The organism is Rhizobium sp. F40D2 (genome assembly GCF_051810745.2).
Classification (GTDB): Bacteria; Pseudomonadota; Alphaproteobacteria; order Rhizobiales; family Rhizobiaceae; genus Rhizobium.
On sequence record NZ_CM131436.1, the window covers coordinates 1,991,165 to 2,014,478 of the forward strand.

A 23,314-nucleotide genomic window follows, 5' to 3' on the forward strand; every position below is an offset into this window, starting at 1 on the left:
CATGGTGCATATTCACGTCATGGGCGCGTCCGGTTCCGGCACGACATCGCTCGGCCTTGTGCTCGCTGAGAAGCTCGATATCGCCCATCTCGATACCGACGATTTCTTCTGGCTGCCGACCGATCCGCCGTTCACAACGCCGAGGGATGCGGGCGCGCGCATCCGGCTGCTGCTCGAGGAAACGAGCCGGCCGGGTGGCTGGGTGCTTTCCGGATCGGCGCTGAAATGGGGCATGCCGCTCGAGCCGCTCTACGATCTGATCGTGTTCCTCAGGATCGAGCCGGAGCTTCGTATGGCGCGGATTCGTGCCCGGGAGGTCGCCCGATACGGCGACAGGATCGGGCCGGGCGGCGATATGGAAGTGAAAAGCGGGCAATTCCTGGAATGGGCGGCAAGTTACGACACCGCCGGGCCCGAACGCCGCAGTCTTTGCGCGCATGAGCAATGGCTGGAAACGCAGACGGCGCCTGTTCTGCGGCTCGATTCATCGCTTGAGATCGACGACCTGGCGGCGCAGGTTCTTCTGCATCCTGCCATCGCCGCCGGAGCGGTCCGGCGGCGTCGGTGAGTTGAATCAGTTGGCACGGGCGGCCTGCATCGGCCGCAGCACATTCATCAGCGCGCCATAGGGCAAGAGCATGACGAGGCCGACGATCATCTTGACGGCAAAATCGCCGATCGCCCAGGAGATCCAGCGGGGCGCCTCGGTGGCGAAGACGCCGAGGACCGGGGCTGCCTCAAGCGCGAAGGGCTCGTTCGGGCCGAGGAAGACGAAAAACGCGGCGAAGGACAGCGAGAAGAACATCACCGTATCGAGCGCCGAGCCGATCAGCGAGCCGACGAGTGGCGCGCGCCACCAGGCCTGGCGGCGGAGGCGGTTGAAGACGGCGATATCGAGTAGCTGGCCGGCGAGATAGGCCGAGCCGGAGGCAATGGCGATACGCGGCGCCGAGGTGAAGAAAGACAGCGTCACACCGACGACGAAGCCGGCAAAGACGACCTTGCGGGCTGCCTGCGGACCGAACTGGCGGTTGGTGAGATCGGTGATCAGGAAGGCGACCGGATAGGAAAAAGCGCCCCAGGTCAGGATATCGGCAAGGTTGATGCCGGCGACTTCGGCGTTCAGCGGAAACTGGACGAGGAAATTGGAGGCGACGACGACAAGCGTCATCAGCGCGACATAGGCGATGGTATAGCGGGTCTTCGGCATTTTTTTATCCTGGGTGATGCCACCAGTTGGAGTGCTCAGGCAAAACAAAAGGCTTGACCGGAGGTCATCCGTGCAAGCCTTTCGAAGCCGTATGAAAGAAGGCGGAAGCTTAGGCAGCAACAGGCGCTTCGGCGGTCTTCTTGACGATCTGGCGGCGCAGCAGGCGTGCGCGCATCGACAGTTCGGTTTCGCTGGCCTTCAGCAGGAAGGCATCGAGGCCACCGCGATGCTCGACCGAGCGAAGGGCAGCAGCCGAAACGCGAAGACGGTAACGCTGGTTGAGAGCGTCGGAAATCAGGGTGACCTGGCACAGGTTCGGCAGGAACCGGCGCTTGGTCTTGTTGTTGGCATGGCTGACATTGTTACCAGTCAGGACGGCCTTGCCGGTCAATTCGCACACGCGGGACATGGAACACCTATTCTTGTTTTTCTCGGGCCATCGAATTGCCATTCCCGGCAAAACCGGGCGCGCAATCCAACGGGCATGATTGGAAAGTTGCGGTTCTATAGTCAGACAGGCTGGCCGCGTCAAGCCAAACCTTGGGTTTTCCCGCAATTCTGTCAAAATGCTGCTGTTTTCTTCCCATCGCGGCAGGGGTATAGAGCATTTTGGCAAAGGCTGCCGGCGCGCGGCAAGACAAGGCTTGATTCATGGCTCATTCGGGCAGACGGATTTTCATTTCGGCCATCGCGGCGCTTCTTGCCATACCGGCATCGGCGGCCGAAATCCAGCATCGGACGGAATACCGGGTGACGCTTGCCGGCCTGCCGATCGCGCGCGCCGCGTTCCTGACGAAGATCGAGGACGATCACAGCTACATGATTGCCGGCAGCATCAGCTCTGCCGGTCTTGTCGATCTGATCACGACCATTTCGGCCAAAACCAGCGTCACCGGCGTCGTGCGCAACGACAGGCTGCAGGCGCAGAATTATTCGCTCTACTATAAGAGCGGCAAGAAGGCCCGCGTCTACGAGGTCAGCTACCGCAACGGCAACATCGTCTCGTCGACGACGACACCGCCGCCGAAGCGTCCGAAGAACTGGATCGACGTAACGCCACGCGACATGCGCTCGGTGCTCGATCCGATCTCCGGCCTGGTCTTCACCGGCGACACCAAGGTCTGCTCGCAGACGCTGCCGATCTTCGACGGCGAGACGCGCATGGATTTGGTGCTGTCGCCGAAGGGCGACGAGGATTTTTCCACCAACGGCTTCAAGGGCAAGGCGGTTGTCTGCGGCGTGCGCTTCGTGCCGCGCTCGGGCTACAAGAAGGGCCGCAAGGACATCGTCTACCTGAGCAAGAGCGACCGGATGGAAATCTGGTTTGCCAAGTCGGACGCGGCAAATGTATACGCTCCCGTCTATGTGCGCATTCCCACCGAATATGGGATGGTGACGATTACTGCCGTCAAATACGGCAGCAGCTGACGGAGTTCATGCCTCCGTCAAAGGGGGACGAGTGAAACTTCGCGCGACATTGATCGGTTTTACCGCCATCTTGATGTGGTCGTTCCTGGCGCTGTTTACGGCCGCCTCCGGCAAGATGCCGCCGTTCCAGCTGTCGGCCGTCTGCTTTGCGATCGGCAGCCTGCCCGGCCTCGCCGTACTTGTCGTCAACCCCGCGCGGCTGGCGCTGCTGAAGCAGCCGGCCAAGGTCTGGATCATCGGCATCTCAGGGTTGTTCGGCTATCATTTCCTCTATTTCACCGCGCTCAGGAACGCACCGGCGGTGGAGGCGGGACTGATCGCCTATCTCTGGCCGCTGCTGATCGTCGTCGGCTCGGCGCTGCTGCCGGGCGAGCGGCTGCGCTGGTATCATCTGGCCGGTGCGCTTGCCGGGCTTTGCGGCACCTTCCTGATCGTCGGCCGCAACGGCATCGATTTTAACGGCGCCTATGCCATCGGTTACGCCGCCGCTTTACTCTGCGCCTTCACCTGGTCCGGTTATTCGCTGCTGACCAGGCGTTTCGACGCCGTCTCCACCGATGTCGTCACCGGCTTCTGCCTGGCGACATCAATTCTGTCGCTCATCTGCCATCTCGGCCTGGAGACGACCGTCTGGCCGGCAACGCCTTTCGAATGGCTCGCCGTCGCCGGGCTCGGGCTGCTGCCGGTCGGCGCCGCCTTCTACGCCTGGGACCACGGCGTCAAGAACGGCGATATCCAGATCCTCGGCGCGGCCAGTTATGCCGCACCGCTGCTTTCGACGCTGATCCTGACGCTGTTCGGCTTTGCCGAACCGAGCTGGCGCATCGCGCTTGCCTGCCTGCTTGTCACCGGCGGGGCGGTGCTGGCCGCCCGGGACATGTTCCGCCGTAAAACTCAAGTGCAGCCTGCTGCGGCGGAATGATCTCAGCCGCCGGGCGTCCAGCCCGGCGGGGCCATCTCGAAGCTCGAAAATTCGAAGCCGGGTGAAACGGTGCATCCCACAAGGGTAAACTCGCCGAGGCTTTCGGCCGCTTGCCACCAATTGGCGGGAACGATCGCCTGCGGCCGCTCGCCGGCGGACAGATTGGTTCCGAGCGTCAGAGTTTCGCTTGCCGTTCCGTCTTCAGAGCGATGCAGCGAGAGCGGCGCGCCGGCGTAATAATGCCAGACCTCCACCGCATCGTGGACGCGGTGCCAGTGCGAGCGCTGCCCTTTGGTCAAGAGGTAATAGATCGCCGTCGAATGGCCGCGTTCTCCGCCCGCCGTGTCGCGGAAGGTCTCGGCATACCAGCCGCCTTCCGGATGCGGCTGCATGCCGAGTTCGCGGATGATGTCCTCAGGCGACATCAGAAATTGTCCTTGCGCTTGCGGATCTCGGCAAAGACTTCCTCATTAGTCTTGCCTTCCATCAGCAGATTGCGGCGGATCGCCGGATCGGCGGCGCGCAGGAACGGATTGGTTTCCTTTTCCAGCCCCAGCGTCGTCGGAATGGTGAATTTCCCGTCGGCGCGCAAGGCTTCGATCTCGGCGGCACGGCCCTTCAGCCGTTCGTTGCCGGGGTCGACCGTCAGCGCGAAACGGGCGTTGGAGAGCGTATATTCGTGGCCGAAATAGATGGCGGTCTCATCGGGCAGCACGGCAAGCTTCTGCAGCGAATGCCACATGTCGGCGGCGGGGCGTTCGAACAGCCGGCCGCAGCCGAGCGCAAACAGCGTGTCGGCGGCAAAGAGCAGCTTGTCGTCGACGAAGTGATAGCAGATGTGGCCGGCGGTGTGGCCAGGTGTCTCGATGACGTTGATCGTGTGATCGCCGAACAGGAAGCTATCGCCATCGGCCATCGTCCGGTCGAGGCCGGGAATGGCAATGGCCTCGTTGATCGGGCCGATGATCTCGCAGCCGAACTGTTCCTTCAGCGCCAGATTGGCGGCGACATGGTCGGTGTGGTGGTGGGTGGTGAAGATATGGGTGATCTTCCAGCCGCGGCGTGTCGCCGCTTCCAGGATCGGTGTCTCCTCCGGCGCGTCGATCGCCGCGGTAAATCCTGTTTCCGGGTCGTGGACGAGAACGCCGAAATTGTCGGTGCGGCAGAGAAAAACGTCCAATTCCAAAGGTTTCATCGTGCAATAGTCCCTTGTCATGCGAGTCTCGCGGAAATGTAGAGGGTCCGGCCTTGAAGTCCAACCGCCCGCTGATAACATTTGTCGCAATGCACGCCGATATCGTCGACCTACGCCAGTTCTACCACTCCGAGCTCGGGCGTCTTGCCGAGCAGTCGATCGCCATGGCGCTGTCGTCGCTCTGGGTGCGGCTGCCACAAGAGCGGCTGGTCGGCCTCGGTTATGCCGTTCCCTTCCTCGACCGCTTCCAGGCCGACACCGAACGCACCTTCGCCTTCATGCCGGCCGGGCAGGGCGCGGTGAATTGGCCGATGGGCTCGCTCTCGTCGACGACACTGGTCTTCGACGAGGAATTGCCGCTGCCGGATTCCTCGATCGACCGGGTGCTGATGGTGCATTCGCTGGAATTCGCCGAAAGCCCGCGCGAGACGCTGAAGGAACTGTGGCGGGTGCTGGCGCCGGGCGGACGGCTTGTCATCGTCGTGCCGAACCGGCGCGGCGTCTGGGCTCGGATGGAACATACGCCCTTCGGCTCGGGCCGGCCCTATTCCCGCGGGCAGCTGACGGCTCTGCTACGCGAGACGAATTTTACCCCGGGCGCGACGGCCGAAGCGCTGTTCTTCCCGCCCTCGAAGCTCAGGACCATCCTGCGGCTTCGCCGCGCCTTCGAGCGGATCGGCCGGACATTGTGGCCGGCCTTCTCGGGCGTCATCATTGTCGAGGCGCAGAAGCGGCTCTATCAGGGGCTGCCGGTCGCCGCACGCGCCTCGCGCCGCGTCTTTGTGCCGGTTCTGGCACCCCATGGCGTGCCGAGCACACGCAACCGCTGACGCACTCCCGGCTCTCGACAAGAACGGCATTCCGCTTTAATGCCACGTGGTCATTTCCGGCAATTCCAAGGTCGACCCATGAGCGTTGAGATGAGCAAGCCCGTTCCGCGTCCCGGTATTCTCGATATCGCATCCTATGTGCCGGGCAAGGAACATGCGCCGGGCGTTGCCCGCATCTACAAGCTTTCGTCCAACGAAACGCCGCTCGGCGCCAGCCCGAAGGCGATCGAAGCCTGTAAGGCGGTTGCCGACCATTTGGGGCGTTATCCCGACGGGCAGGCGGTGGAACTGCGCGAGGCGATCGCCGCCGTGCACGGCCTCAACCCGGCAAACATCCTCTGCGGCAACGGTTCCGACGAACTGCTCGGCCTGCTCTGCCATGTCTATCTCGGCGCCGGGGACGAGGGCATCATCACCGAGCACGGTTTCCTAGTCTACAAGATCCAGATCCAGGGCGCCGGGGCCACGCCCGTGGTCGTCAGGGAAAAGGATCATACCGTCGATGTCGATGCGATCCTTGCCGCGGTAACGGAGAAGACGAAGATCGTCTTCATCGCCAATCCCGGCAATCCGACAGGCACCTATGTCCCGGTCAGCGAGATCCGCCGCCTGCAGGCCGGGCTGCCGAAACGTGTCGTCCTAGTGCTCGATGCCGCCTATGCCGAATATGTGCGCCGCAACGATTATGAAGCCGGCATCGAGGTCGTGTCCGCCAATGCCAACGTCGTGATGACCCGCACCTTCTCGAAGGCCTACGGACTTGCGGCGCTGCGCGTTGGCTGGATGTATGCGCCCGCCGAGATCGTCGACGCGGTGAACCGCGTGCGCGGGCCCTTTAATCTGAACGCGCCAGCAATCGCCGCCGGGGCAGCGGCTATCCGCGACCAGGCCTTCGTCCAGCAGGCCGTCTCCTTCAACCAGATGTGGGTGGAGACGCTCACCCAGGCACTCGAAACGATTGGCCTGAAGGTGACGCCGTCGGTCGCCAATTTCGTCCTCATCCATTTTCCCGATATTGACGGCAAGCGCGCTGCCGATGCCGACGATCTGCTGACGAGCCGGGGGTTTATCCTGCGCGCCGTGCGCAGCTACGGTTTTTCCAATGCGCTGCGGATGAGCATCGGCCCTGAAGAGGCCAATCGCGGCGTCATCGCCGCCCTCAGCGAATTCATGGGACATAAGGCATGAACGTGCAGTTCGATCGTATTGCGCTGATCGGCATCGGCTTGATCGGCTCTTCGCTTGCCTACGACATCCGGCGGCTCGGCCTTGCAAGAGAGATCGTCGTCGCCACACGCAGCGCCGATACGCTGAAGCGTGCCGAAGAGCTCGGTCTCGGCGATCGTTACACGACCTCTTCGGCGAATGCCGTCGAGGGGGCCGATCTGGTGATCGTCTCGGTGCCGGTCGGCGCTTCGGAAAGTGTGGCAAAAGAGATTGCAGCAAGCCTGAAGCCCGGGGCAATCGTCACTGATGTCGGTTCCACCAAGGCTTCGGTCATCGCGCAGATGCAGCCGCATATCCCGGCCGGTGTGCATTTCATTCCCGGCCATCCCTTGGCCGGCACGGAAAAATCCGGCCCGGATGCCGGCTTTCCCGGTCTTTTCGAAAGCCGCTGGTGCATCTTCACGCCAGTCGCAGGCACCGATGAAACAGCACTGAAACAGCTGCGTGGTTTCTGGGAGGCGCTCGGCTCGAAGGTCGACGAGATGGATGCGGAGCACCACGACAAGGTGCTGGCGATCGTCTCGCACCTGCCGCATATCATCGCCTACAACATCGTCGGCACCGCCGACGATCTGGAGACGGTGACGGAGTCGGAAGTCATCAAATATTCGGCCTCGGGCTTTCGCGACTTCACCCGACTTGCGGCCTCCGACCCGACCATGTGGCGTGACGTCTGCCTGCACAATCGCGATGCGATCCTCGAAATGCTGGCACGCTTCTCGGAGGATCTTGCCTATCTGCAGCGGGCGATTCGCTGGGGCGAGGGCGACAAGATTTTCGAACTCTTCACCCGCACCCGCGCCATCCGCCGCTCGATCGTCCAAGCCGGCCAGGACGTCGACGCACCAGATTTCGGCCGCCCCCACGCGCTGGACAAGAAGTAGCCGCGCCCGATGGTGGAGGTGGTCAGCGCGAGCCAAGCCGATACCGACTGGCTGGTTCGAGAGGATGCCGGTGCCGGCAAGGCATGGGTATCGCGATGCGTGAGGCTTGGCGAATATCTCATCGCCCGGGAAGCCGGTGAAATCGTCGGCTTCCTGCGCTTCTCCCGCTTCTGGGGCAGGGTTCCCTATATGGAAATGATTCGCGTCCTGCCCGGCCACCGCCGCTCGGGCGTCGGGACGACACTGTTTCTTGCTTGGGAAGAGGCAATGCGCGGCGAGGGCGCCCGCTTGCTGATGACCTCAAGCGAATGCGACGAGAGCCGGCCGCAGGACTGGCATCGCCGCAACGGATTTTCCGAGACCGGCGCGATCGAGCTGCCCGGTCTGCAATCCGTGCCTGAGGTTTTCTTCATCAAGCACTTAGCCTGAAAGGCGATGGACTAGATCGGCGGGATCCGGCCGAGCGGAATGAAGCCGCTGACGGTGGCGTTGCCGCGATCGACGACGAGATCGACCGAGACCTTGTCCTTGCCGCCGGCCAGCGACTGCAGCAGCTTTGTCGCCGTCTTGACGGTCGGGGCGATATCCGGGAAGGCCTGTTTCAGGCTGTCGCCCCAGGGGCCGAGCTGTTCGATCTCCAGCTTGAATTTTCCCGAGAGGAGACCGTGCTCGTCGAAGGAGAAGGGACCGGTGAGCGTCATTACCTTGCCGTCGCCGATGTCGGCGACGATGCGGCGCAGCTCGCCGGCGGCACCATTGAGGCCGCTCGGGTCGCTGCCGTCGATCAGGCCGGCCTTGCCGGCGACGGTCAGATCGATGCTGGCAGAGAATTTCGGGAAGATCTGCGGCCAGTCCTTGATCGCCGTATTCGCATCCTGCACGGAGATCGCGCCGTCCAGATCGGCGCCGTTCTGGCGCAGATGGATCTCGGTGCGGGCCGCATCGAAGCTGATGGTCTGGCCGGTATAGGAGGAAACCGCCGTCGCCTTCAGGCCCTCGATCACCGTCGAGCTGCGATTGATGCCCTGCAGTTTGGTCGCCAGACTCGCCTGCAGGTCTGCCCATTGGGCCGAGATCGAAAGGCCGTTGCTGGTGCGGATTTCAGCCGGCGAATCGAGCTCCCAGACGATGTTGCCCGGCGCATAGACCTGGGCTGCCGAACGCAAGGCGCCGAAGGTGGCCGAGACGCCGTTGACAGTGTCATCGACATCGATCTTGGAGCAGAACAGGCCGATACGGAAAGGATAGCCGCGGAATTCGATATCGGAGCATTCGCCGCTGACGCCTGACTGATCGCGCGGCGCGATCGCCTTCAGCACCGTGGTCTTCAACGCCGAGGCCGCATAGAACCAGCCGCCGGTATAAAGCGCGATCACCAGGAGGATGCCGCCGCCCAGCAGCCAGAATTTCTTACCGCTGCCAGATTGGCTGCTAGCGGATTGGCTTGACGCTGCCATGATGTTCTCCAATGGTGAATCGCAAAAGTGATTCCGGTCTGGCGTGCGATATGGACGAATTTTGGGTATTTGGCTACGGTTCGCTGATGTGGAATCCGGGCTTCGAGTTCATGGAGCGGGCAGAGGCTCTGATCTACGGCTACAGGCGCTCGCTCTGCGTCCGCTCCTTCGTCCATCGCGGCACGCGCGACAATCCGGGCCTGGTTCTCGGCCTCGACAGAGGCGGCGCCTGCCGCGGCATGGCTTTCCGCATTTCCCCGGAAAAATGGGATGAGGTGATCGATTATCTCCGCGCCCGCGAGCTGGTGACCAATGTCTATCTGGAGCGCCGGGTGCTGCTGCAGCTTGCCGGCCGGCGCCGGATGGAGGCGGTTACTTACATCGCTGATCGCGACCATGAGCAATATGCCGGTACGCTCGACGCGCTTGCGGCGGCGCGGGTGGTGAACGAGGCCAAGGGCCAGTCGGGTTCGAACGATGCCTATGTCTTCAACACGCTGACGCATCTGAAGCAGATGGGCATTCGCGACCATTGGCTGGAGCAGGTCGTCGACGAAGTGGAGCGACTGCGCACGCCTTGACTTCAGGCGGTCGCCGCCTTCAGTCTGCGCAGCTCCGCTACCCTTTCGACCGCAGTCGGCGGCAGCGGCACATGCGGGTTTGCCTCGACGGTTTCGAGCAGAAGCTCGTCGCTTGCCCGCTCCGAAACCTCGATCAGATGGGCGAAAAACGCGTCCGGATCCATTCCCGGCATGATCGGCGGCAGGATCCTCACCTTGAAATGGCCGGGATAACGACGAATGCTCCGGCGCGGCCAGAACAGACCGGGATGCATGACGATCGGCACCACGGGGATGGCGAGATCGCGGTACATGCGGGCGATGCCGTATTTATAGACCGGCTCGGCGCCCGGCGGACGGCGGGTGCCCTCGGGATAGATGATTAGCTGGCGGCCGGTCGAAAGCTCTTTCTTCGTGCGCTTCAGCACTTCCACCATCACTTTGCCGCGGGCGCCGCGATCGACGGGGATTACCCGCTGCTTCTTGGCATACCAGCCGAACAGCGGAATCCACATCAGCTCGCGCTTCAGAATGTAGACCGGGTCTTTCAGCCAGGGCAGCAGGGCATAGGTATCCCAGAAGGACTGGTGCTTCGGCGCCAGGATGTAGCTGCCGTCAGGCAGGTTCTCCAGACCCTCGATCTCGAAGGTGGTGCCGACGATCACCCGCATCAGCCAGTGGTTGGAGCGCGCCCAATTCTTCGGGATCGCATAGGCGGTCAGGCGTGGCGCCAGGAAATAGTATGGCGAGAGCACGATCATCCGGATGATGAGGTTGGCGTAGAAGATCGTGTTGAAGAGGACGGAACGCAGGGCGATCATGAAACTTTCCCGAGGCATGCTCACGCGACCGGCCTACACGATATTGCCCGTCATAAAAAGCGTTTGATGATACTCCAGAACAGGATTCAGATTTTCGGCCGGGCCTAAAATCTGAATCCTGTTCTGGATTAAAGGGTTAGAGCATGATGTCATGAAAAAACTGCTCACACTTTTCGGCATCATGCTCTAGCAAAAGCATCAATTCTCGCCCGACGCGCTTGCCGAGCGCAGCCCCGTGTGGCGGCCGAAGCCGGTAATGTTGCGGGCGCCGGCCAGCAGCACTTTTGCATATTCGGCCAGCATGACGCGCATCGCATTCGGGTCGGTGAACCAGTTTCGGCTCTTCAAATCCGAATTGACCACGGGATAAGCAATGAACTCGATGTCGGGATCGACATAGGAGAGTTCGGCCAGGCTTCGCGGCATATGATAGTTGTTGGTGACGATCAGAACGCTGCGGTAGCCCTTGGCGTGGATCCAGTTCGAAGCCTCTTCGGCATTGCCGATCGTGTCGATCGCATCGTAGCCGATATCGACACAGCAGGAGAACAGATCGGCCGAGCCCTGCGTCATCTTGCGGATCTGCGCCGGCGTCGTCGTCGGGTGGACGCCTGAGATGAGCAAGCGCTTGCCGGCACCTTTCTGCAGCAGTTCCACCGCCTGGTCGATGCGCTGGTAGCCGCCCGTCAGCACGACGATCGCATCGGCCTTCGGCTCGGCCGGGGGCTTCAGCGTCGTGACGGAATCGGCGAAACGCAGGAAACCGCCGAACACCAGTGCGATCGCCAGCACGCAGGCAAATCCACCCCAGCGCAACAGGCGGCGGATCAGCCCGCGCCGCGGCGGCAAAGCCACCGGGCGGTCAAGCTCCGGGTCCTGATGAATCGGGTTGGGTGTCGTATCTCCCATGGTCATGAATCGTGACTATACGCTGATTGCGGCGCGGAACAGACGCTTTCATCACAAAACGGCATGGTCGCGATCAACTCGCAATGCCGTCGGTGCGTGTCGGGTCCGAGCGCAATGTATCGATTTCATAGATCGTCCGCATGACGGTCAGGCGCGCGGTGAAGGTGGTCAGAAGCGCGATGACGATCATCGTTGCGAAGATGCCGGCATAACCGAGCACGCCGACGGAGAAGGTGCCGAAGAGCGCCGTCGCCTGATCGGTTTCCGGGGTGGCCAGCGTGCGGCTCTGCCAGAAGCCGGCGGTGGCGAAGAACAGAGCGGCAAGGGCGCTGCCGATCGCCGAGCCCTTGAGGCTGATCTTCAGGAAATGCTTCTGGAATTCGGTGGCGACGAAGGAGCTTTCGGCGCCGACGAAGTGCAGCACTTCGACGATGTGGCGGTTGCCCGACAGCGCGCCGCGCGTGGCGAAGACGACGGTCAGCACCATCGCCGAGAAGACCAGGAGCAGGATGCCGGTGCCGATCATGACGGTGGTGTGCGCCATGGACACCAGCCGGTCGACCCAAGTGCGGTGATCGTCGAGGGTAGCCTGCGGGATACTGTCTTTGAGCAGCGCCCGCATGGAATCGAAATCCGGTGGATTGCTCTCGTCGATGGTGATGATGACGAGGCGGGGAACGGGCAGATCCTTGAGATCGAGACCGGGGCCGAGCCAGGGTTCGAGCAGGCGGGCGGTCGCCGCCTCGTCGACGATCTGGCCGCTCTTGGTGCCGACGAAGGTCAGCGCCAGGTCGCGCGCCTGGGTCAGCGCCTTTTCCATCTCGAGATTGTCGTCCGGCTTGATCTGGATGGTGATCTCGCGGGAGATCTGGCTCTCCCAGCTTGCTGCCGTCGAACGCACCATGCTGACGCCACCGAGCGTCAGGCAGGCGAGAAAGGCCATGATCGAAATCACCACCATCAATGCGCTGCCCTGGATGTTGGACGGAGGCAGGATCGGCGCAGTCGGACGCACGCGCATTTCCGGCCGCTTCTGCTCAGTCTTGGCCGGCGCCTTGTCCGGGTTTTTGGACGGGGGCTCAGTCATAGATATCGAGATGCCCCCCCGAGAGGATCATGCGGCGGGCTTCCACCTGTTCCATCAGCGCCAGGTCATGCGTGGCGATCACAACGGCGGTGCCGAGACGGTTCAGTTCGAGGAAAAGATTGAGCAGGCGCTTGGCCATCGGCGGGTCGACATTGCCGGTCGGTTCGTCGGCGAGCAGCACTTCCGGCCGGTCCATCAACGCCCGGGCGATCGCGGCGCGCTGCTTCTCACCGCCGGAGAGCACGGGCGGCAGCACGTTGATGCGTTCGCCGAGGCCGACCCATTTCAACAGTTCCAGCACGTCGGTCTTGTAGGAACTCTCATCCTTGCCGCGCACGCGTAAGGGCAAAGCGACATTCTCATAGGTGGTCAGGTGATCGAGCAGACGAAAATCCTGGAAGACGATGCCGACTCGGCGGCGCAGCAGCGGCAGTTCCGGGCGGGGGATTTCGGAAATGTCGCGCCCGAACATACGGATCAGGCCGCGCGTCGGCTGCAGCGACATGAAGAGCAGCCGCAGCAGCGACGTCTTGCCGGCGCCCGATGGGCCCGTTAGGAACTGAAAGGATTTCTTCGGAATGTCGAAGGTCAGGTCCCGGAGGATTTCCGGGCCCATACCATAGCGCAAACCGACATTCTCGAAGTGGATCAACGGGCAGCTCAGTCTGTTGTGGGTTTCACCGCGTGACTTGTTAACCAACACCGTTAACAGCCGGTAAATTTTGCCGGAAAGACGCCCGTTTGATGGCGATCTTTGCGAAGCATTAACCATTAAAATTTACGACTGAGCAGGATTCGTTTCAATGCCAAGATTGCCCCTGGCAGCGAAACCATGTGGACATCTGCGAGGCAGCCACCATGGAAGCATCCTCCTTCAGCCGCCGGACGCCGGGCCAGGCCTATGATTTCCTGCCGCCGGAACCTGTCGCCCGCCAGTATCGGGCGGCGCGTCCTGCCGATATTTCCGACGCCGAATTCGTAACGCTCGGCAAAGTTCGACCGAAGGAATTCACTGCAAGGACCTATAACGACAACCGCAAGCGCGCGGCTCAAGCACGGGCAGCACAGCCGCCGCAGACAGCTGCGATGGCAACTGTTCTGCGCGATGTGGAAGCTTTCCTGCAGCGCGCGTCGATGCGGAGCTTCGCAGGCTTGGTGCTGGCGCTCGCCGTGCTCGTCTTCGGGCTTGCGGGCGGCTTTTCCGGCTTTTCCGCCGAGCCGGCCTATTCCGGAGCGCCGCTGCATTTCACCCATGTGACGGTGGCGCCGCGCGACGCGAACGGCATGCGCGTGCTCGTCATCAACGGCATCATCGAAAACGACAGCGGCACGACGCAGACGGTGCATCCGATCCGCGCCGATGTCGTGACCGACGAGCGGCTGACCGCAAGCATCGTCATCAATCCGCCCTCCGATGTCATCTATGGCGGCCAGAGCCGGGGCTTCTCGGCGCGTTTGCAGCATGCTGGCGGAAAACTGCCGGAAGTCAGGCTCTCGTTCCTCCCGTAGAGAGCGACTTGACACGGAATGGCTGGCTTTCCCCCGCAAGTCGCGCCAATTCCGTTAATTTCATAGCTGACGAGGCTGTTTCAAGCTCGCATATGTGCTAACGGCTTACCCTTCTTTTCATGGAGCAAGCCCTTATGCCTGTCGTGCGCGGAAAAAATATCGAGCCGCTCTTCACTGCCGAGCAGATCGCCGAGCGCAATCATTCGATGGCGCGAGAGATCGCCAACGGGCCGACCAAGGATCTGCTCGTCATCGCCGTGCTCAAGGGTTCATTCATCTTCGCCGCCGACCTGATCCGCGCCCTGCATGATAGCGGGCTTGCCCCGGAGGTCGAATTCATCACGCTGTCGAGCTATGGTATCGGCACGGTCTCCCAAGGCGTGCGCATCGTCAAGGATATAGACAGTGACGTCCATGGCCGCGACGTCCTGCTGATCGACGATATCCTCGAATCCGGCCGCACGCTGCTCTTTGCCAAGGAGTTGCTGTTCGAGCGCGGCGCGCGCAACGTCACCATCGCCGTGCTGCTCGACAAGCGCGTCAAGCGCAAGGAAAAGCTGGAGGCCGATTATGTCGGCTTCGAATGCCCCGACTATTTCGTCGTCGGTTACGGCATGGATGTGGCTTACGCCTTCCGCGAACTGCCCTTCGTCGGCGTGGTGACTGGCGACGCCTGAGCTGCTGCACAATTCCTTAAATCGGAAAAGGATGCAGCGATTCAAAGTGTTACAGCGTCCTTCGCGCATCTTTTCAGACGCGCAGCGCTGTCATGCTGTCGAGACGGGTTGTTAACCATTCCGTCCATCGCTTCGACATCTTTACCGATCGAAAAGGAAAGTCTGGTGATTTCCGTCGGGGGCTGAAGACGGAGCAATGCACATATGGCAAGAATTCTGATTACGGAAGACGAGGACTCCCTGCGGTCTTTCGTAGCCCGGGCGCTCAGGCTTGACGGTCACGAGACCGATGAAGCGGCCGATGGCGCCGAGGGACTGGAGAAGCTGAGGGACGGGGCCTACGATCTGCTGCTTTCGGATATCCGCATGCCCGTAATGGATGGCATCGAACTCGCTCACCAGGCAAAAGACGCCTTTCCCGGCCTGAAGATCCTGCTGATGACCGGCTATGCCGAGCAGCGCGAACGGGCCGACGATCTTGCCGAAAAGATCATCGACGTCGTCGCCAAACCATTCGCGCTTCCCGATATTCGCAAGGCAGTCGCCCGCGCGCTCGTCGCCTGAAGCATGCTGCCGAAACGCCTGAACGGGTTTCGGGCAACGTCATGCATGGTTTTGCGTGACATGGCTTAACGCGCCGCCGATCGATTATACGGCGGCGTAAGACCTATTGAATGTCCAGCAACCGTTCGAGATACCGCCGTTCCATTTCCTGCGGCGGATTGTAGCCGAGCTTTTCGCGGATCGCGTCGAGGATTTCCCGGGCACGCTGAACGTCGATCTCGTCGGGCACCTTCACGCTGTTGTCGCCGAAATCCGGCCCCTGGACGCGGCGCGGCCGGCCGAGCGGGTCGCGGCCGTTCTGATCCCCCTGACCGACCTGACCGTTCGGACCTTGGCCCTGCTGGCCCTGTTGGGCCTGCATCATCTGGTTCATCATGTCGCGGGCGCCCTGGCGAAGCGCTTCGAGCGCGCGGCCCTGGCCCTCGATGGCCGGCTGGCCGCGGCCCTGGCCGAGCTCACGGCCGGCACCTTCCATCTCGCGTTGCGCCTGGCCGAAGCCGGGGCCAGGCTTCATGCCCAATTCGCCGAGGCTCTTCTGCAATTCGCCGAGCTGCTTGCCGAGCGCATCCTGCTGGGCGCGCAGCTGTTTCAGGGCTTCGCGCAGCTGCTCGGCCGTCATCTGGTCGGAGGGCTGCTGCCCTTCCTTGCCCTGCTGGCCCTGCTGCTGATCCTGTGGCTCGCCGTTCTCGCCAGGGTTCATCTCGTCAAGCAGTGGATCGTTTTCGCCCATGTCGGGTTCGCCGCGCTGCATGCGGTCCCGGAGCTGCTGATCGAGACGGAAGGTCTGTTCCATCAGCTTCTGCTGGTCGCGCAGGATCTCGCCGAGCTTGTCGATCTGTTTGCGGGCCTCGCTGTTTTCCTGGCTCTGCTGGCCGCGCTGCGGCCTGCCGGCCTGCAGGTTGTTCATCATACGCTGCAATTCCGACAGCATCTGCTGGGCTGCGTCGCGATTGCCGGAGCGGGCGAGATTCTCGATCTGGTCCATCATCCGTTCCAGATCCTGCTGGCGCAGGATGTTCTGGGCGTTCTGGTTCGGCTGCATGGGCGCGTTCTGCATGCGTTGGGCAAGCTCGGTCATATAGTCCTGCATCGCCTTGCGCAGCTCATCCATCAGCTTCTTGATCTCCTCGTCCGGCGCGTTGCGGTCCAATGCGTCGGCAAGTTTCTGCTGGGCCTCGCGCAGCTTGCGCTCGGCAAGGGAAAGATCACCGTCCTCCATGCCGAGTGCGATCTCCCAGAGATACTGAGCCGTATCCTTCAGCGCCTCCTCGCCCCTTGCAAGCTTCATGCGCGTCAGGGCGGATTCCAGCAGCAGATAATTGGTGAGCTTTGGGATGGTCTCCTCGGGACGGATGGTCAGCGCCTCGTTCAGCGCGATCGCCTGCGGCATCTTGCGGGTATCGAGCGCGAAAACCTGCCGCTCCTCGGCGACAGCTGCGGCAAGCGGCTCGTTGAAGGGCCGCGACGGCAGGATCATCTCATGCGGTGGGCTGCGGCCGGTCTGACCGGCGCCATCCTTGGCGACGAGCGTCACGCGCACGCGCTTGCCGGCAAGAGGATGTTCGGTCAGGTTACGGCTGGTCACGCCCTTGGCGTCGCGGGCGTTGCGGCGGGGAATATCCAGCCGGTATTCCGGCAACGGATAGAGTGGCGTCGCCGTCGGATCGGTTTCGACCGGAACAATCTCCGCATGCGCTTCCTGGACGCCGTAATCGTCCTTGACGGTAAAGCCGATTTCAAGCGCGCCGTTGACGCTGGGCTTCGGCAAACCGTCGAAGGCGATCTCCGGCGCCTTGTCGGGGAGGACCTCGAAGCTCCAGCGGCGGCCGTTGACTTCGAGAGCGCCATTCTCTTCGAGCTTCATCACATGCGTCTGCGCCACCTGTGCCTGGTTGGTGGCGGCCTCGCCGGCCGGCGCCGCCTTCGGCTGTTCACGGCCTGCCGCCGTTTGCCGCGGTTTAGCATCCGCCTGCACGGCGATATCCTGCGCTTGGCCGTTCGTCTTGCGGAACACGACCTTTTCGGCCGTCTTTCCGCCGCTGACACGAACGGTAAGGCCTGAAAACTGCGGAATGCCGATCGGTGCCTGCTCGCTGCCGTCAGCGGTGAGGTAGACCGGAGCGCGGCCGGTATAGGAGGGCGGGGTCACCCAGGCGTCGATGCGCACCGCCGGATCGACGATCACCTGCTCGGGTGCTGACTGAAATGCGTCACCGAGCGAGCCGCCGTTGATCGACAGCGAATAGGCAAAGGCGGTGACCAGTAGCAGCGCCGGCACGGCGCGCAGCGCAAAACGGTCATGCGCGGCGATATCCGGCTGCGGCAGTCCGGCATCGAGGGCTGCGATCTTTTCGGCCATACGGGTCTGGTGTTCGCGCCAGAGCGCCCGGGCGAAGGGCGTATCGAAGGCCGGCTCGTCTTCCTGGACGGTGACCGGCTGGTGCTGCAGGCCGTTGCGCTCTTCCAGCATGCGGTCGGCTTCGGCGACCCCCGGCCAGCGCAGATTGCGCAAGGGCAGCAGCGAGACGAGAAAGGCCGCAGCAAAGGCGATCAGCAGCAGGATGCGCAGCCAGTCCGGCACACTGCGGAAGAGGCCGAACCAGGAGGCTGCGAGATAAAAGGCGATGACTGCCAGAACCGGCATCAAAGGCGGAAGCAACTGCTCGAAAAACAGCACCACGCGCGCCAGCAGGCGTTTTGTCGTCACCAGCCGGGCAAGCGAGGGGCGGAGCGCAAACGCACCTTTCCTCTGCCTTGAGGGGCTTGTCATCGGTCCGGTCTCCGCGATCTGGCGTTCTGGAACAGAGGGCGCATCCGGCGATTGCAGGGCAATACGCTCATGACTGACAAGGATAACACTCTTTGTGGCGAAGGCGAGGGCGAGCGGCCGGCAATACCGGCTTTTCACGTCTGTTCGCCAAAAAGTGATGGCTGGTCAAAGCGCGTCGCGATCTTTCAGATTGCTGCTGGCGCGTCAAATCCATGTTTTACTAATGTCGTGATCGCAAAACCGCTGCACCGTTTTGCGCCACGTACTTTAATCGAGCCAAGCGGGAACGGAGTCGAGGCCGATCAGTTCGGCATAGGTTCTGCGCGGGCGAATGGCATGGAAATCGCTGCCTTTGACCAGAACCTCGGGCACCAGCAGCCGGCTGTTATAGGTGCCGGCCTGCACCGCGCCATAAGCGCCGGCAGTGCTAACGGCAATCAGGTCACCGGGCTTCGGCATCGCCATCTCGCGGTCGAGCGCCAAGTAATCGCCTGTCTCGCAGACGGGGCCGACCACGTCGGCGCGGATGCGCGGGGCGTTCGCCGCCGAAATCGTCACCGGGCGGATTTCGTGATAGGCCTCGTAGAGGGTCGGGCGGATCAGATCGTTCATCGCGCCGTCGACGATCACGAAGGTCTTCTCGCCGCCGTCCTTCACATAGAGGACTTCGGTGACCAGGACACCGGCATTGCCGACGATCAGGCGGCCGGGCTCGGTGATGATCTTGCAGTTGAGGCCGCGCAACTGGTTCTTGACGATCGCCGCATAGGCGTCCGGCAAAGGTGGCGGATTGTTGTCGTCCTTATAGGGGATGCCGAGGCCGCCGCCGATATCGACGTGATCGATCGTGTGGCCGTCGGCGCGCAGCGTCGCGACAAGATCATGCAGCAGCTTGAAGGCGTCGTCGAAGGGCTGCAGCTCGGTGATCTGGCTGCCGATATGCATGTCGATGCCGGTGACCTCGATGCCCGGCAGCCTGGCGGCATGGGCATAGATGGCGCGGGCACGCTCCCAGGAGATGCCGAACTTGTTTTCCTTTTTGCCAGTCGAGATCTTCGAATGTGTTTTTGCATCGACATCGGGGTTGATGCGGAAGGAGACCGGCGCTTTCGTCCCGGCCTTGACGGCGCGCTGGTTGAGGATTTCGAGCTCAGGCTCGGATCTGACGTTGAAGCAGTAGATGCCTGCCTCGAGAGCGAAATCCATTTCCTGCGGCGTCTTGCCGACACCTGAAAACATGATGCGGCTGGCCGGGATGCTGGCGGCGAGCGCGCGGCGCAGTTCGCCTTCGGAGACGACGTCGATGCCAGCGCCGAGGCGGCCGAGCGTCTTCAGCACGGCCTGGTTCGAATTCGCCTTCATCGCGTAGCAGACCATGGAGTCCATATCCGCGAAGGCTTCGGAGAAAACCCGGTAATGGCGCTCCAGCGTCGCGGTGGAATAGACGTAGAAGGGCGTGCCGACCGCCTTGGCGATCTCGGGAACGGGGACGTTTTCGGCATGCAGGACGCCGTCGCGGTACTCGAAATGGTTCACGGGCTTATGCCTTAAAGAAGGGGATCGAGAAGGAAGGGCTTGTCGACGGTTCCCGGCTGTTTCGTCGGCTTGGAAACGTCACCTTCTTTGGTTGCCGCAGCACTCGGCGGATCGAGGTCGCCCTTGCGCCCGCATCCGGCAACGGCAAGGCCGATGACGGCGAGAACCGCCGTCAGGCGGATGAGGTGCGGCAAGCTCTTCTGCATGGATATCCTCTTCGGCGGCATTTCGATGGACATTGTCATAGCGAAGTTTATCCGCCTTGTGCACCCTGATTGTTGGACGCTCTTTCCGCCTATGCGGCAAGGCCGCGGCGGCTTGTGCCGCCTGATATCCCTCAGTTGCGGGCGCGCCAGAAGGCGATCTGCCTGCGGACTTCGGAGGGTGCGGTACCGCCGAAGCTCTTGCGGCTGGCGACCGAGGCTTCGACGGTCAGCACGTCGTAAACCTTGTCGGTGATCGCGGCATGGATCGCCTGTAGGTCGGCGAGCGGCAGTTCGGCCAGATCGCAGCCTTTGCTTTCGGCAAGCGCCACGGCCCGGCCGGTGACGTGATGGGCATCACGGAAGGGCAGGCCCGCTTCCCGCACCAGCCAGTCGGCCAGGTCGGTCGCCGTCGAAAAGCCGGAGCCGGCCGCCGCCTTCATGCGCGCGGTGTTTACGGTCATGTCGCGCACCATGCCGGTCATAGCGGCGATTGCCAGCTCCAGGCTCTCGGCGGCGTCGAAGACCTGTTCCTTATCTTCCTGCATGTCCTTGGAATAGGCGAGCGGCAGGCCCTTCATGATCGTCAGCAGCGCAACCAGGGAGCCGTTGATGCGGCCGGTTTTGGCGCGCACCAGTTCGGCGGCATCCGGGTTCTTCTTCTGCGGCATGATCGAGGAGCCGGTCGAGAAGGCATCGGAGAGGCGGACGAAACCGAATTGCGGGGTCGACCAGATGACGATCTCTTCGGCCAGACGCGACAGGTGCATGCCGGTGATCGCGGCGATCGACAGGAATTCGATGGCGAAGTCGCGGTCGGAGACCGTATCGATGGAGTTGCGGGTCGGCTCGCGAAAACCGAGCGCCTTGGCGGTCATATGACGGTCGATCGGATAACCGGTGCCGGCAAGGGCCGCCGCGCCGATCGGGCTTTCGTCCAGATGCTCGATGGCGTGGCGCACGCGCGAGCGGTCGCGGCCGAACATTTCGACATAGGCCATGCAGTGATGGCCGAAGGTCACGGGCTGGGCGGTCTGCAGGTGGGTGAAGCCCGGCATGACGCTTTCGGCATGCTCTTCGGCGCGGTCGAGAAAGGCGGCGATCAGGCCGGTCAGCATCTTTTCGGTCTTCTCGAGCTCTTCCTTCACCCAGAGGCGGAAGTCGAGCGCGACCTGGTCGTTGCGCGAACGGGCTGTGTGCAGCCGGCCGGCGGCCGGTCCGATCAGTGTCGCCAGACGTGCTTCGATATTCATATGGATGTCTTCGAGCCGGCGCGAAAATTCGAAATTGCCGCTCTCGATTTCTGACAGGATCGTGTTTAGCCCGTGAACGATCTTGTCCTTATCCTCGGCCGATATGATCCCCTGATGGGCGAGCATGGTCGCGTGGGCGATCGAACCGCGGATATCCTGCGCGAAAAGCTTCTTGTCGAAACCGATCGAGGCATTTATCTCCTCCATGATCGCGTCCGGGCCGGAGGCGAAGCGCCCGCCCCACATCTGGTTGGAGGATTTGGTATCGGCTTTGCTCTCGGCCATGGAAGATGCCCGTCCTGGAGAATGAAATGACGACGAGAAAACCCTTCGGCCTGCCGTCCGTAAAACTGATCGCAATCGCCGCCGTTGCAGGCATTGTTGCCGGTGCGGCAGCGGTATACGTGAAGGAGACGGGGATTGGCAATGGCATCGGCGATACCGCTTCGGCCGAATGCTCGCTGGCGAAGGAGCGTGCTGACAATCTGGCGCCGCTGATGAAGGGGCAAGTCGCCGCCATGGTCGCCGCCAACGAACCGCGCAAGCTGACTGCGGTCGCATTCAACGGCCCTGACGGCAAGGCGATGACGCTCGACCATTTTGCCGGCAAAACCGTGCTTCTCAATCTGTGGGCCACGTGGTGCCTGCCCTGCCGCGAGGAGATGCCGGCGCTGAATGCGCTGGAAAAGGGTATGGGAAGCGACAAGTTCCAGGTCGTGCCCGTCAATATCGATACCGGTGACGAGGAGAAGCCGAAGGCCTTCCTGAACGAGATCGGCGTCGATGCGCTGCAGCTTTACCGCGACAATACGATCGGCGTCTTCAATAGCCTGAAAAAGGAAGGTCTCGCTTTCGGTCTGCCGGTGACATTGCTGCTCGACGACAAGGGGTGCCTGATTTCGGCGATGAACGGCCCGGCTGCCTGGGACAGCGAAGATGCCAAGGCGCTGATCAAGGGTGCGATCGGGTCCTAAAGCTCCTTGTTTTCATGCATGTCGTTATCCACTTCCAGGCGACATGCATAAGGAGCCCGTCAAGAGTCTCCGTCTCCTTTGATGAGGAAGACACCCGCAAGCCCGATGAGCACGCAGCATTGCAGCAGGAACATCGGTGTTTCGGTCGACATGGCGTTTCCTCCCGTTCACGGCAAGAAAGCATTTCGCGGGCGTTCGGTCCATTCGCCCTTTCGGGCGACACCTGTTTACCGCGTCGGGACCGGCACTTCACCGCGATAGTCATAGAAGCCGCGTCCGGACTTGCGCCCGAGCCAGCCGGCCTCGACATATTTCACCAGCAGCGGGCAGGGGCGGTATTTCGAGTCCGCCAGGCCGTCATGCAGCACCTGCATGATCGAAAGGCAGGTGTCGAGGCCGATGAAATCGGCAAGCTGCAGCGGTCCCATCGGATGGTTGGCGCCGAGTTTCATCGCCGTGTCGATGGCGTCGACGGTGCCGACGCCTTCATAGAGCGTGTAGATCGCCTCGTTGATCATCGGTAGCAGGATGCGGTTGACGATGAAGGCCGGGAAATCCTCGGCGACGGTGATGGTCTTTTCCAGCGTACCGACGAATTCCTTGGCGGCCGAGAAGGTCTTCTCATCGGTCGCGATGCCGCGCACCAGTTCGACCAGTTTCATCACCGGCACCGGGTTCATGAAATGAATGCCCATGAAGCGTTCGGGGCGGTCGGTGGCGGCAGCTAGCCGGGTGATGGAAAGGGAAGAGGTGTTGGTGGCAAGCAGCGCTTCCGGCTTCAGGACCGGACAAACCTGCGCGTAGATCTTGCGCTTGACCGTTTCATCCTCGGTGGCGGCCTCGATGACGAGATCGGAGGGGGCGAGATCATTGACATCGGACGAGCCTGTGATGAGCGACAAGGCCGACTTGCGCTCCTCTTCGGTCATCTTGCTGTTCGTTACCAGACGAGCCAGGTTGCCGTTGATGGTGGCAAGGCCGGACTCGATGCGATCCTGTGAGAGATCGTAGATGTGAACCCTATAACCTGCGGCGGCCGAAACATGCGCGATGCCGCAGCCCATCTGGCCGGCACCGATAATACCAATATTCTTCAACACCGCATTCATCTCCAAACCCCCGCACGGCATTTGCCCCCGCGCTGCCGCATTTTTTAGCAATGCTGCCGGACGAAGGATCGCCCGGCAGCAGTAGTAGCCCGATAAAAGATAATTTTCCAGTCATTCGCAAGTGCGAAAGAAAAGCATTTGAGGCGTTTGAAGCGCGCCGTGATCTTTCGGATTCGCTTCTCGCGCTTT

The 23,314-nt window shown here is 62.1% G+C and carries 27 protein-coding genes; 12 read left to right on the plus strand and 15 right to left on the minus strand.

Annotated elements, in window-relative coordinates:
- Position 1 precedes the first annotated feature (1 nt).
- Positions 2-568, plus strand: a complete 567-nt coding sequence (locus ACS4RS_RS09595; RefSeq protein ID WP_439011155.1) for an ATP-binding protein — start codon at positions 2-4, stop codon at positions 566-568.
- Positions 569-574: 6 nt separating this feature from the next.
- On the opposite strand, the gene ACS4RS_RS09600 is transcribed toward ACS4RS_RS09595, so the two are convergent.
- The 3 genes from ACS4RS_RS09600 to ACS4RS_RS09610 form a co-directional block, all read right to left on the minus strand.
- On the minus strand, positions 575-1,210 hold the full coding sequence (locus ACS4RS_RS09600; protein ID WP_439011154.1) for a VUT family protein: 636 nt from the start codon (positions 1,208-1,210) through the stop codon (positions 575-577).
- Between the two features lie 109 nt (positions 1,211-1,319).
- On the minus strand, positions 1,320-1,619 hold the full coding sequence (gene rpmB, locus ACS4RS_RS09605; protein ID WP_439011153.1) for a 50S ribosomal protein L28: 300 nt from the start codon (positions 1,617-1,619) through the stop codon (positions 1,320-1,322).
- Positions 1,620-1,626: 7 nt separating this feature from the next.
- A complete protein-coding gene (locus tag ACS4RS_RS09610; protein WP_439011152.1) occupies positions 1,627-1,863 on the minus strand; it encodes a hypothetical protein in 237 nt (78 codons plus the stop codon).
- Between ACS4RS_RS09610 and ACS4RS_RS09615 the strand changes: the two genes are divergently transcribed.
- Both ACS4RS_RS09615 and yddG read left to right on the plus strand, forming a co-directional pair.
- Entirely contained in the window at positions 1,862-2,638 is a 777-nt protein-coding gene (locus tag ACS4RS_RS09615; RefSeq protein ID WP_439011151.1) for a DUF3108 domain-containing protein, read from the plus strand. The two genes, ACS4RS_RS09610 and ACS4RS_RS09615, sit on opposite strands and share 2 nt — an antisense overlap.
- Before the next feature lie 31 nt (positions 2,639-2,669).
- Positions 2,670-3,560: an aromatic amino acid exporter YddG gene (gene yddG, locus ACS4RS_RS09620; RefSeq protein ID WP_439011150.1), complete on the plus strand. Its 891-nt coding sequence runs from the start codon at positions 2,670-2,672 to the stop codon at positions 3,558-3,560.
- Positions 3,561-3,562: 2 nt separating this feature from the next.
- On the opposite strand, the gene ACS4RS_RS09625 is transcribed toward yddG, so the two are convergent.
- Both ACS4RS_RS09625 and gloB read right to left on the minus strand, forming a co-directional pair.
- Positions 3,563-3,985: a cupin domain-containing protein gene (locus tag ACS4RS_RS09625; RefSeq protein WP_439011149.1), complete on the minus strand. Its 423-nt coding sequence runs from the start codon at positions 3,983-3,985 to the stop codon at positions 3,563-3,565.
- Positions 3,985-4,755, minus strand: coding sequence for a hydroxyacylglutathione hydrolase (gene gloB, locus ACS4RS_RS09630; protein ID WP_439011860.1), 771 nt, complete (start codon positions 4,753-4,755; stop codon positions 3,985-3,987). The genes ACS4RS_RS09625 and gloB overlap by 1 nt, the downstream gene beginning before the upstream one ends.
- Positions 4,756-4,808: 53 nt before the next feature.
- On the opposite strand from gloB, the gene ACS4RS_RS09635 reads away from it, so the two are divergent.
- The 4 genes from ACS4RS_RS09635 to ACS4RS_RS09650 all read left to right on the plus strand — a co-directional run bounded on the left by ACS4RS_RS09635 (position 4,809) and on the right by ACS4RS_RS09650 (position 8,125).
- Positions 4,809-5,585, plus strand: coding sequence for a methyltransferase domain-containing protein (locus ACS4RS_RS09635; RefSeq protein ID WP_439011148.1), 777 nt, complete (start codon positions 4,809-4,811; stop codon positions 5,583-5,585).
- 90 nt (positions 5,586-5,675) lie between these two features.
- The gene (gene hisC / locus ACS4RS_RS09640) at positions 5,676-6,773 is read left to right on the plus strand and encodes a histidinol-phosphate transaminase (protein WP_439011147.1); all 1,098 of its coding nucleotides are present in this window, start codon (positions 5,676-5,678) and stop codon (positions 6,771-6,773) included.
- Positions 6,770-7,696, plus strand: coding sequence for a prephenate/arogenate dehydrogenase family protein (locus ACS4RS_RS09645; protein ID WP_439011146.1), 927 nt, complete (start codon positions 6,770-6,772; stop codon positions 7,694-7,696). Before hisC ends, ACS4RS_RS09645 begins: the two co-directional genes overlap by 4 nt.
- 9 nt (positions 7,697-7,705) lie before the next feature.
- Positions 7,706-8,125 (plus strand): GNAT family N-acetyltransferase, encoded by a 420-nt coding sequence (locus ACS4RS_RS09650; protein ID WP_439011145.1) that lies wholly within the window; start codon positions 7,706-7,708, stop codon positions 8,123-8,125.
- A gap of 11 nt (positions 8,126-8,136) precedes the next feature.
- On the opposite strand, the gene ACS4RS_RS09655 is transcribed toward ACS4RS_RS09650, so the two are convergent.
- Complete coding sequence (locus tag ACS4RS_RS09655; protein ID WP_439011144.1) at positions 8,137-9,153, minus strand: DUF2125 domain-containing protein; 1,017 nt, start codon at positions 9,151-9,153, stop codon at positions 8,137-8,139.
- Positions 9,154-9,203: 50 nt separating this feature from the next.
- Between ACS4RS_RS09655 and ACS4RS_RS09660 the strand changes: the two genes are divergently transcribed.
- Positions 9,204-9,734, plus strand: coding sequence for a gamma-glutamylcyclotransferase (locus ACS4RS_RS09660; protein ID WP_439011143.1), 531 nt, complete (start codon positions 9,204-9,206; stop codon positions 9,732-9,734).
- Between the two features lie 2 nt (positions 9,735-9,736).
- Here the strand turns inward: ACS4RS_RS09660 and ACS4RS_RS09665 are convergent, their stop codons facing one another.
- The 4 genes from ACS4RS_RS09665 to ftsE all read right to left on the minus strand — a co-directional run bounded on the left by ACS4RS_RS09665 (position 9,737) and on the right by ftsE (position 13,182).
- On the minus strand, positions 9,737-10,534 hold the full coding sequence (locus ACS4RS_RS09665; protein WP_439011142.1) for a 1-acyl-sn-glycerol-3-phosphate acyltransferase: 798 nt from the start codon (positions 10,532-10,534) through the stop codon (positions 9,737-9,739).
- 198 nt (positions 10,535-10,732) lie between these two features.
- Positions 10,733-11,449: an ElyC/SanA/YdcF family protein gene (locus tag ACS4RS_RS09670; RefSeq protein WP_439011141.1), complete on the minus strand. Its 717-nt coding sequence runs from the start codon at positions 11,447-11,449 to the stop codon at positions 10,733-10,735.
- A gap of 67 nt (positions 11,450-11,516) precedes the next feature.
- Positions 11,517-12,530, minus strand: a complete 1,014-nt coding sequence (locus ACS4RS_RS09675; protein ID WP_439011140.1) for a cell division protein FtsX — start codon at positions 12,528-12,530, stop codon at positions 11,517-11,519.
- Positions 12,523-13,182, minus strand: coding sequence for a cell division ATP-binding protein FtsE (gene ftsE, locus ACS4RS_RS09680; RefSeq protein ID WP_003567051.1), 660 nt, complete (start codon positions 13,180-13,182; stop codon positions 12,523-12,525). Before ftsE ends, ACS4RS_RS09675 begins: the two co-directional genes overlap by 8 nt.
- A 206-nt stretch (positions 13,183-13,388) precedes the next feature.
- Between ftsE and ACS4RS_RS09685 the strand changes: the two genes are divergently transcribed.
- The 3 genes from ACS4RS_RS09685 to ACS4RS_RS09695 all read left to right on the plus strand — a co-directional run bounded on the left by ACS4RS_RS09685 (position 13,389) and on the right by ACS4RS_RS09695 (position 15,280).
- A complete protein-coding gene (locus ACS4RS_RS09685) occupies positions 13,389-14,039 on the plus strand; it encodes a hypothetical protein (protein WP_439011139.1) in 651 nt (216 codons plus the stop codon).
- A gap of 134 nt (positions 14,040-14,173) precedes the next feature.
- The gene (gene hpt, locus ACS4RS_RS09690) at positions 14,174-14,716 is read left to right on the plus strand and encodes a hypoxanthine phosphoribosyltransferase (protein WP_003567049.1); all 543 of its coding nucleotides are present in this window, start codon (positions 14,174-14,176) and stop codon (positions 14,714-14,716) included.
- Positions 14,717-14,920: 204 nt separating this feature from the next.
- On the plus strand, positions 14,921-15,280 hold the full coding sequence (locus ACS4RS_RS09695; protein ID WP_003567048.1) for a response regulator: 360 nt from the start codon (positions 14,921-14,923) through the stop codon (positions 15,278-15,280).
- A gap of 103 nt (positions 15,281-15,383) precedes the next feature.
- On the opposite strand, the gene ACS4RS_RS09700 is transcribed toward ACS4RS_RS09695, so the two are convergent.
- From ACS4RS_RS09700 to argH, 4 genes are all read right to left on the minus strand, one after another.
- Positions 15,384-18,050: a TIGR02302 family protein gene (locus ACS4RS_RS09700; RefSeq protein ID WP_439011138.1), complete on the minus strand. Its 2,667-nt coding sequence runs from the start codon at positions 18,048-18,050 to the stop codon at positions 15,384-15,386.
- Between the two features lie 267 nt (positions 18,051-18,317).
- Positions 18,318-19,586 (minus strand): diaminopimelate decarboxylase, encoded by a 1,269-nt coding sequence (lysA, locus tag ACS4RS_RS09705; RefSeq protein WP_449313956.1) that lies wholly within the window; start codon positions 19,584-19,586, stop codon positions 18,318-18,320.
- An 11-nt stretch (positions 19,587-19,597) separates the two neighbouring features.
- The gene (lptM, locus tag ACS4RS_RS09710) at positions 19,598-19,792 is read right to left on the minus strand and encodes an LPS translocon maturation chaperone LptM (RefSeq protein WP_003582619.1); all 195 of its coding nucleotides are present in this window, start codon (positions 19,790-19,792) and stop codon (positions 19,598-19,600) included.
- Between the two features lie 131 nt (positions 19,793-19,923).
- Positions 19,924-21,327 carry an argininosuccinate lyase gene (argH, locus tag ACS4RS_RS09715; protein WP_439011136.1) on the minus strand — a complete coding sequence of 468 codons (1,404 nt, stop codon included), beginning with the start codon at positions 21,325-21,327 and terminating at the stop codon, positions 19,924-19,926.
- A gap of 26 nt (positions 21,328-21,353) precedes the next feature.
- Here argH and tlpA point away from each other — a divergent pair, with 26 nt between their 5' ends.
- A complete protein-coding gene (tlpA, locus tag ACS4RS_RS09720) occupies positions 21,354-22,016 on the plus strand; it encodes a thiol:disulfide interchange protein TlpA (RefSeq protein WP_449313957.1) in 663 nt (220 codons plus the stop codon).
- Between the two features lie 227 nt (positions 22,017-22,243).
- Here tlpA and ACS4RS_RS09725 read toward each other — a convergent pair whose 3' ends face one another.
- Positions 22,244-23,125 carry a 3-hydroxybutyryl-CoA dehydrogenase gene (locus ACS4RS_RS09725; protein WP_439011135.1) on the minus strand — a complete coding sequence of 294 codons (882 nt, stop codon included), beginning with the start codon at positions 23,123-23,125 and terminating at the stop codon, positions 22,244-22,246.
- Positions 23,126-23,314: the final 189 nt, after the last annotated feature.

Bases quoted from the DNA above. Each gene is read 5' to 3' on its own strand.
- ACS4RS_RS09675 (WP_439011140.1), bottom strand. From the start codon at position 12,530: ATGACTGAGCCCCCGTCCAAAAACCCGGACAAGGCGCCGGCCAAGACT.
- ACS4RS_RS09645 (WP_439011146.1), top strand. From the start codon at position 6,770: ATGAACGTGCAGTTCGATCGTATTGCGCTGATCGGCATCGGCTTGATC.
- ACS4RS_RS09600 (WP_439011154.1), bottom strand. From the start codon at position 1,210: ATGCCGAAGACCCGCTATACCATCGCCTATGTCGCGCTGATGACGCTT.
- ACS4RS_RS09665 (WP_439011142.1), bottom strand. From the start codon at position 10,534: ATGATCGCCCTGCGTTCCGTCCTCTTCAACACGATCTTCTACGCCAAC.
- ACS4RS_RS09695 (WP_003567048.1), top strand. From the start codon at position 14,921: ATGGCAAGAATTCTGATTACGGAAGACGAGGACTCCCTGCGGTCTTTC.
- ACS4RS_RS09660 (WP_439011143.1), top strand. From the start codon at position 9,204: ATGGACGAATTTTGGGTATTTGGCTACGGTTCGCTGATGTGGAATCCG.
- tlpA (WP_449313957.1), top strand. From the start codon at position 21,354: ATGACGACGAGAAAACCCTTCGGCCTGCCGTCCGTAAAACTGATCGCA.
- ACS4RS_RS09725 (WP_439011135.1), bottom strand. From the start codon at position 23,125: ATGAATGCGGTGTTGAAGAATATTGGTATTATCGGTGCCGGCCAGATG.
- ACS4RS_RS09595 (WP_439011155.1), top strand. From the start codon at position 2: ATGGTGCATATTCACGTCATGGGCGCGTCCGGTTCCGGCACGACATCG.
- ACS4RS_RS09610 (WP_439011152.1), bottom strand. From the start codon at position 1,863: ATGAATCAAGCCTTGTCTTGCCGCGCGCCGGCAGCCTTTGCCAAAATG.
- ACS4RS_RS09655 (WP_439011144.1), bottom strand. From the start codon at position 9,153: ATGGCAGCGTCAAGCCAATCCGCTAGCAGCCAATCTGGCAGCGGTAAG.
- lptM (WP_003582619.1), bottom strand. From the start codon at position 19,792: ATGCAGAAGAGCTTGCCGCACCTCATCCGCCTGACGGCGGTTCTCGCC.
- hpt (WP_003567049.1), top strand. From the start codon at position 14,174: ATGCCTGTCGTGCGCGGAAAAAATATCGAGCCGCTCTTCACTGCCGAG.
- gloB (WP_439011860.1), bottom strand. From the start codon at position 4,755: ATGAAACCTTTGGAATTGGACGTTTTTCTCTGCCGCACCGACAATTTC.
- ACS4RS_RS09670 (WP_439011141.1), bottom strand. From the start codon at position 11,449: ATGACCATGGGAGATACGACACCCAACCCGATTCATCAGGACCCGGAG.
- argH (WP_439011136.1), bottom strand. From the start codon at position 21,327: ATGGCCGAGAGCAAAGCCGATACCAAATCCTCCAACCAGATGTGGGGC.
- ACS4RS_RS09625 (WP_439011149.1), bottom strand. From the start codon at position 3,985: ATGTCGCCTGAGGACATCATCCGCGAACTCGGCATGCAGCCGCATCCG.
- ACS4RS_RS09700 (WP_439011138.1), bottom strand. From the start codon at position 18,050: ATGACAAGCCCCTCAAGGCAGAGGAAAGGTGCGTTTGCGCTCCGCCCC.
- ACS4RS_RS09615 (WP_439011151.1), top strand. From the start codon at position 1,862: ATGGCTCATTCGGGCAGACGGATTTTCATTTCGGCCATCGCGGCGCTT.
- ACS4RS_RS09685 (WP_439011139.1), top strand. From the start codon at position 13,389: ATGGAAGCATCCTCCTTCAGCCGCCGGACGCCGGGCCAGGCCTATGAT.
- hisC (WP_439011147.1), top strand. From the start codon at position 5,676: ATGAGCAAGCCCGTTCCGCGTCCCGGTATTCTCGATATCGCATCCTAT.
- ACS4RS_RS09650 (WP_439011145.1), top strand. From the start codon at position 7,706: ATGGTGGAGGTGGTCAGCGCGAGCCAAGCCGATACCGACTGGCTGGTT.
- rpmB (WP_439011153.1), bottom strand. From the start codon at position 1,619: ATGTCCCGCGTGTGCGAATTGACCGGCAAGGCCGTCCTGACTGGTAAC.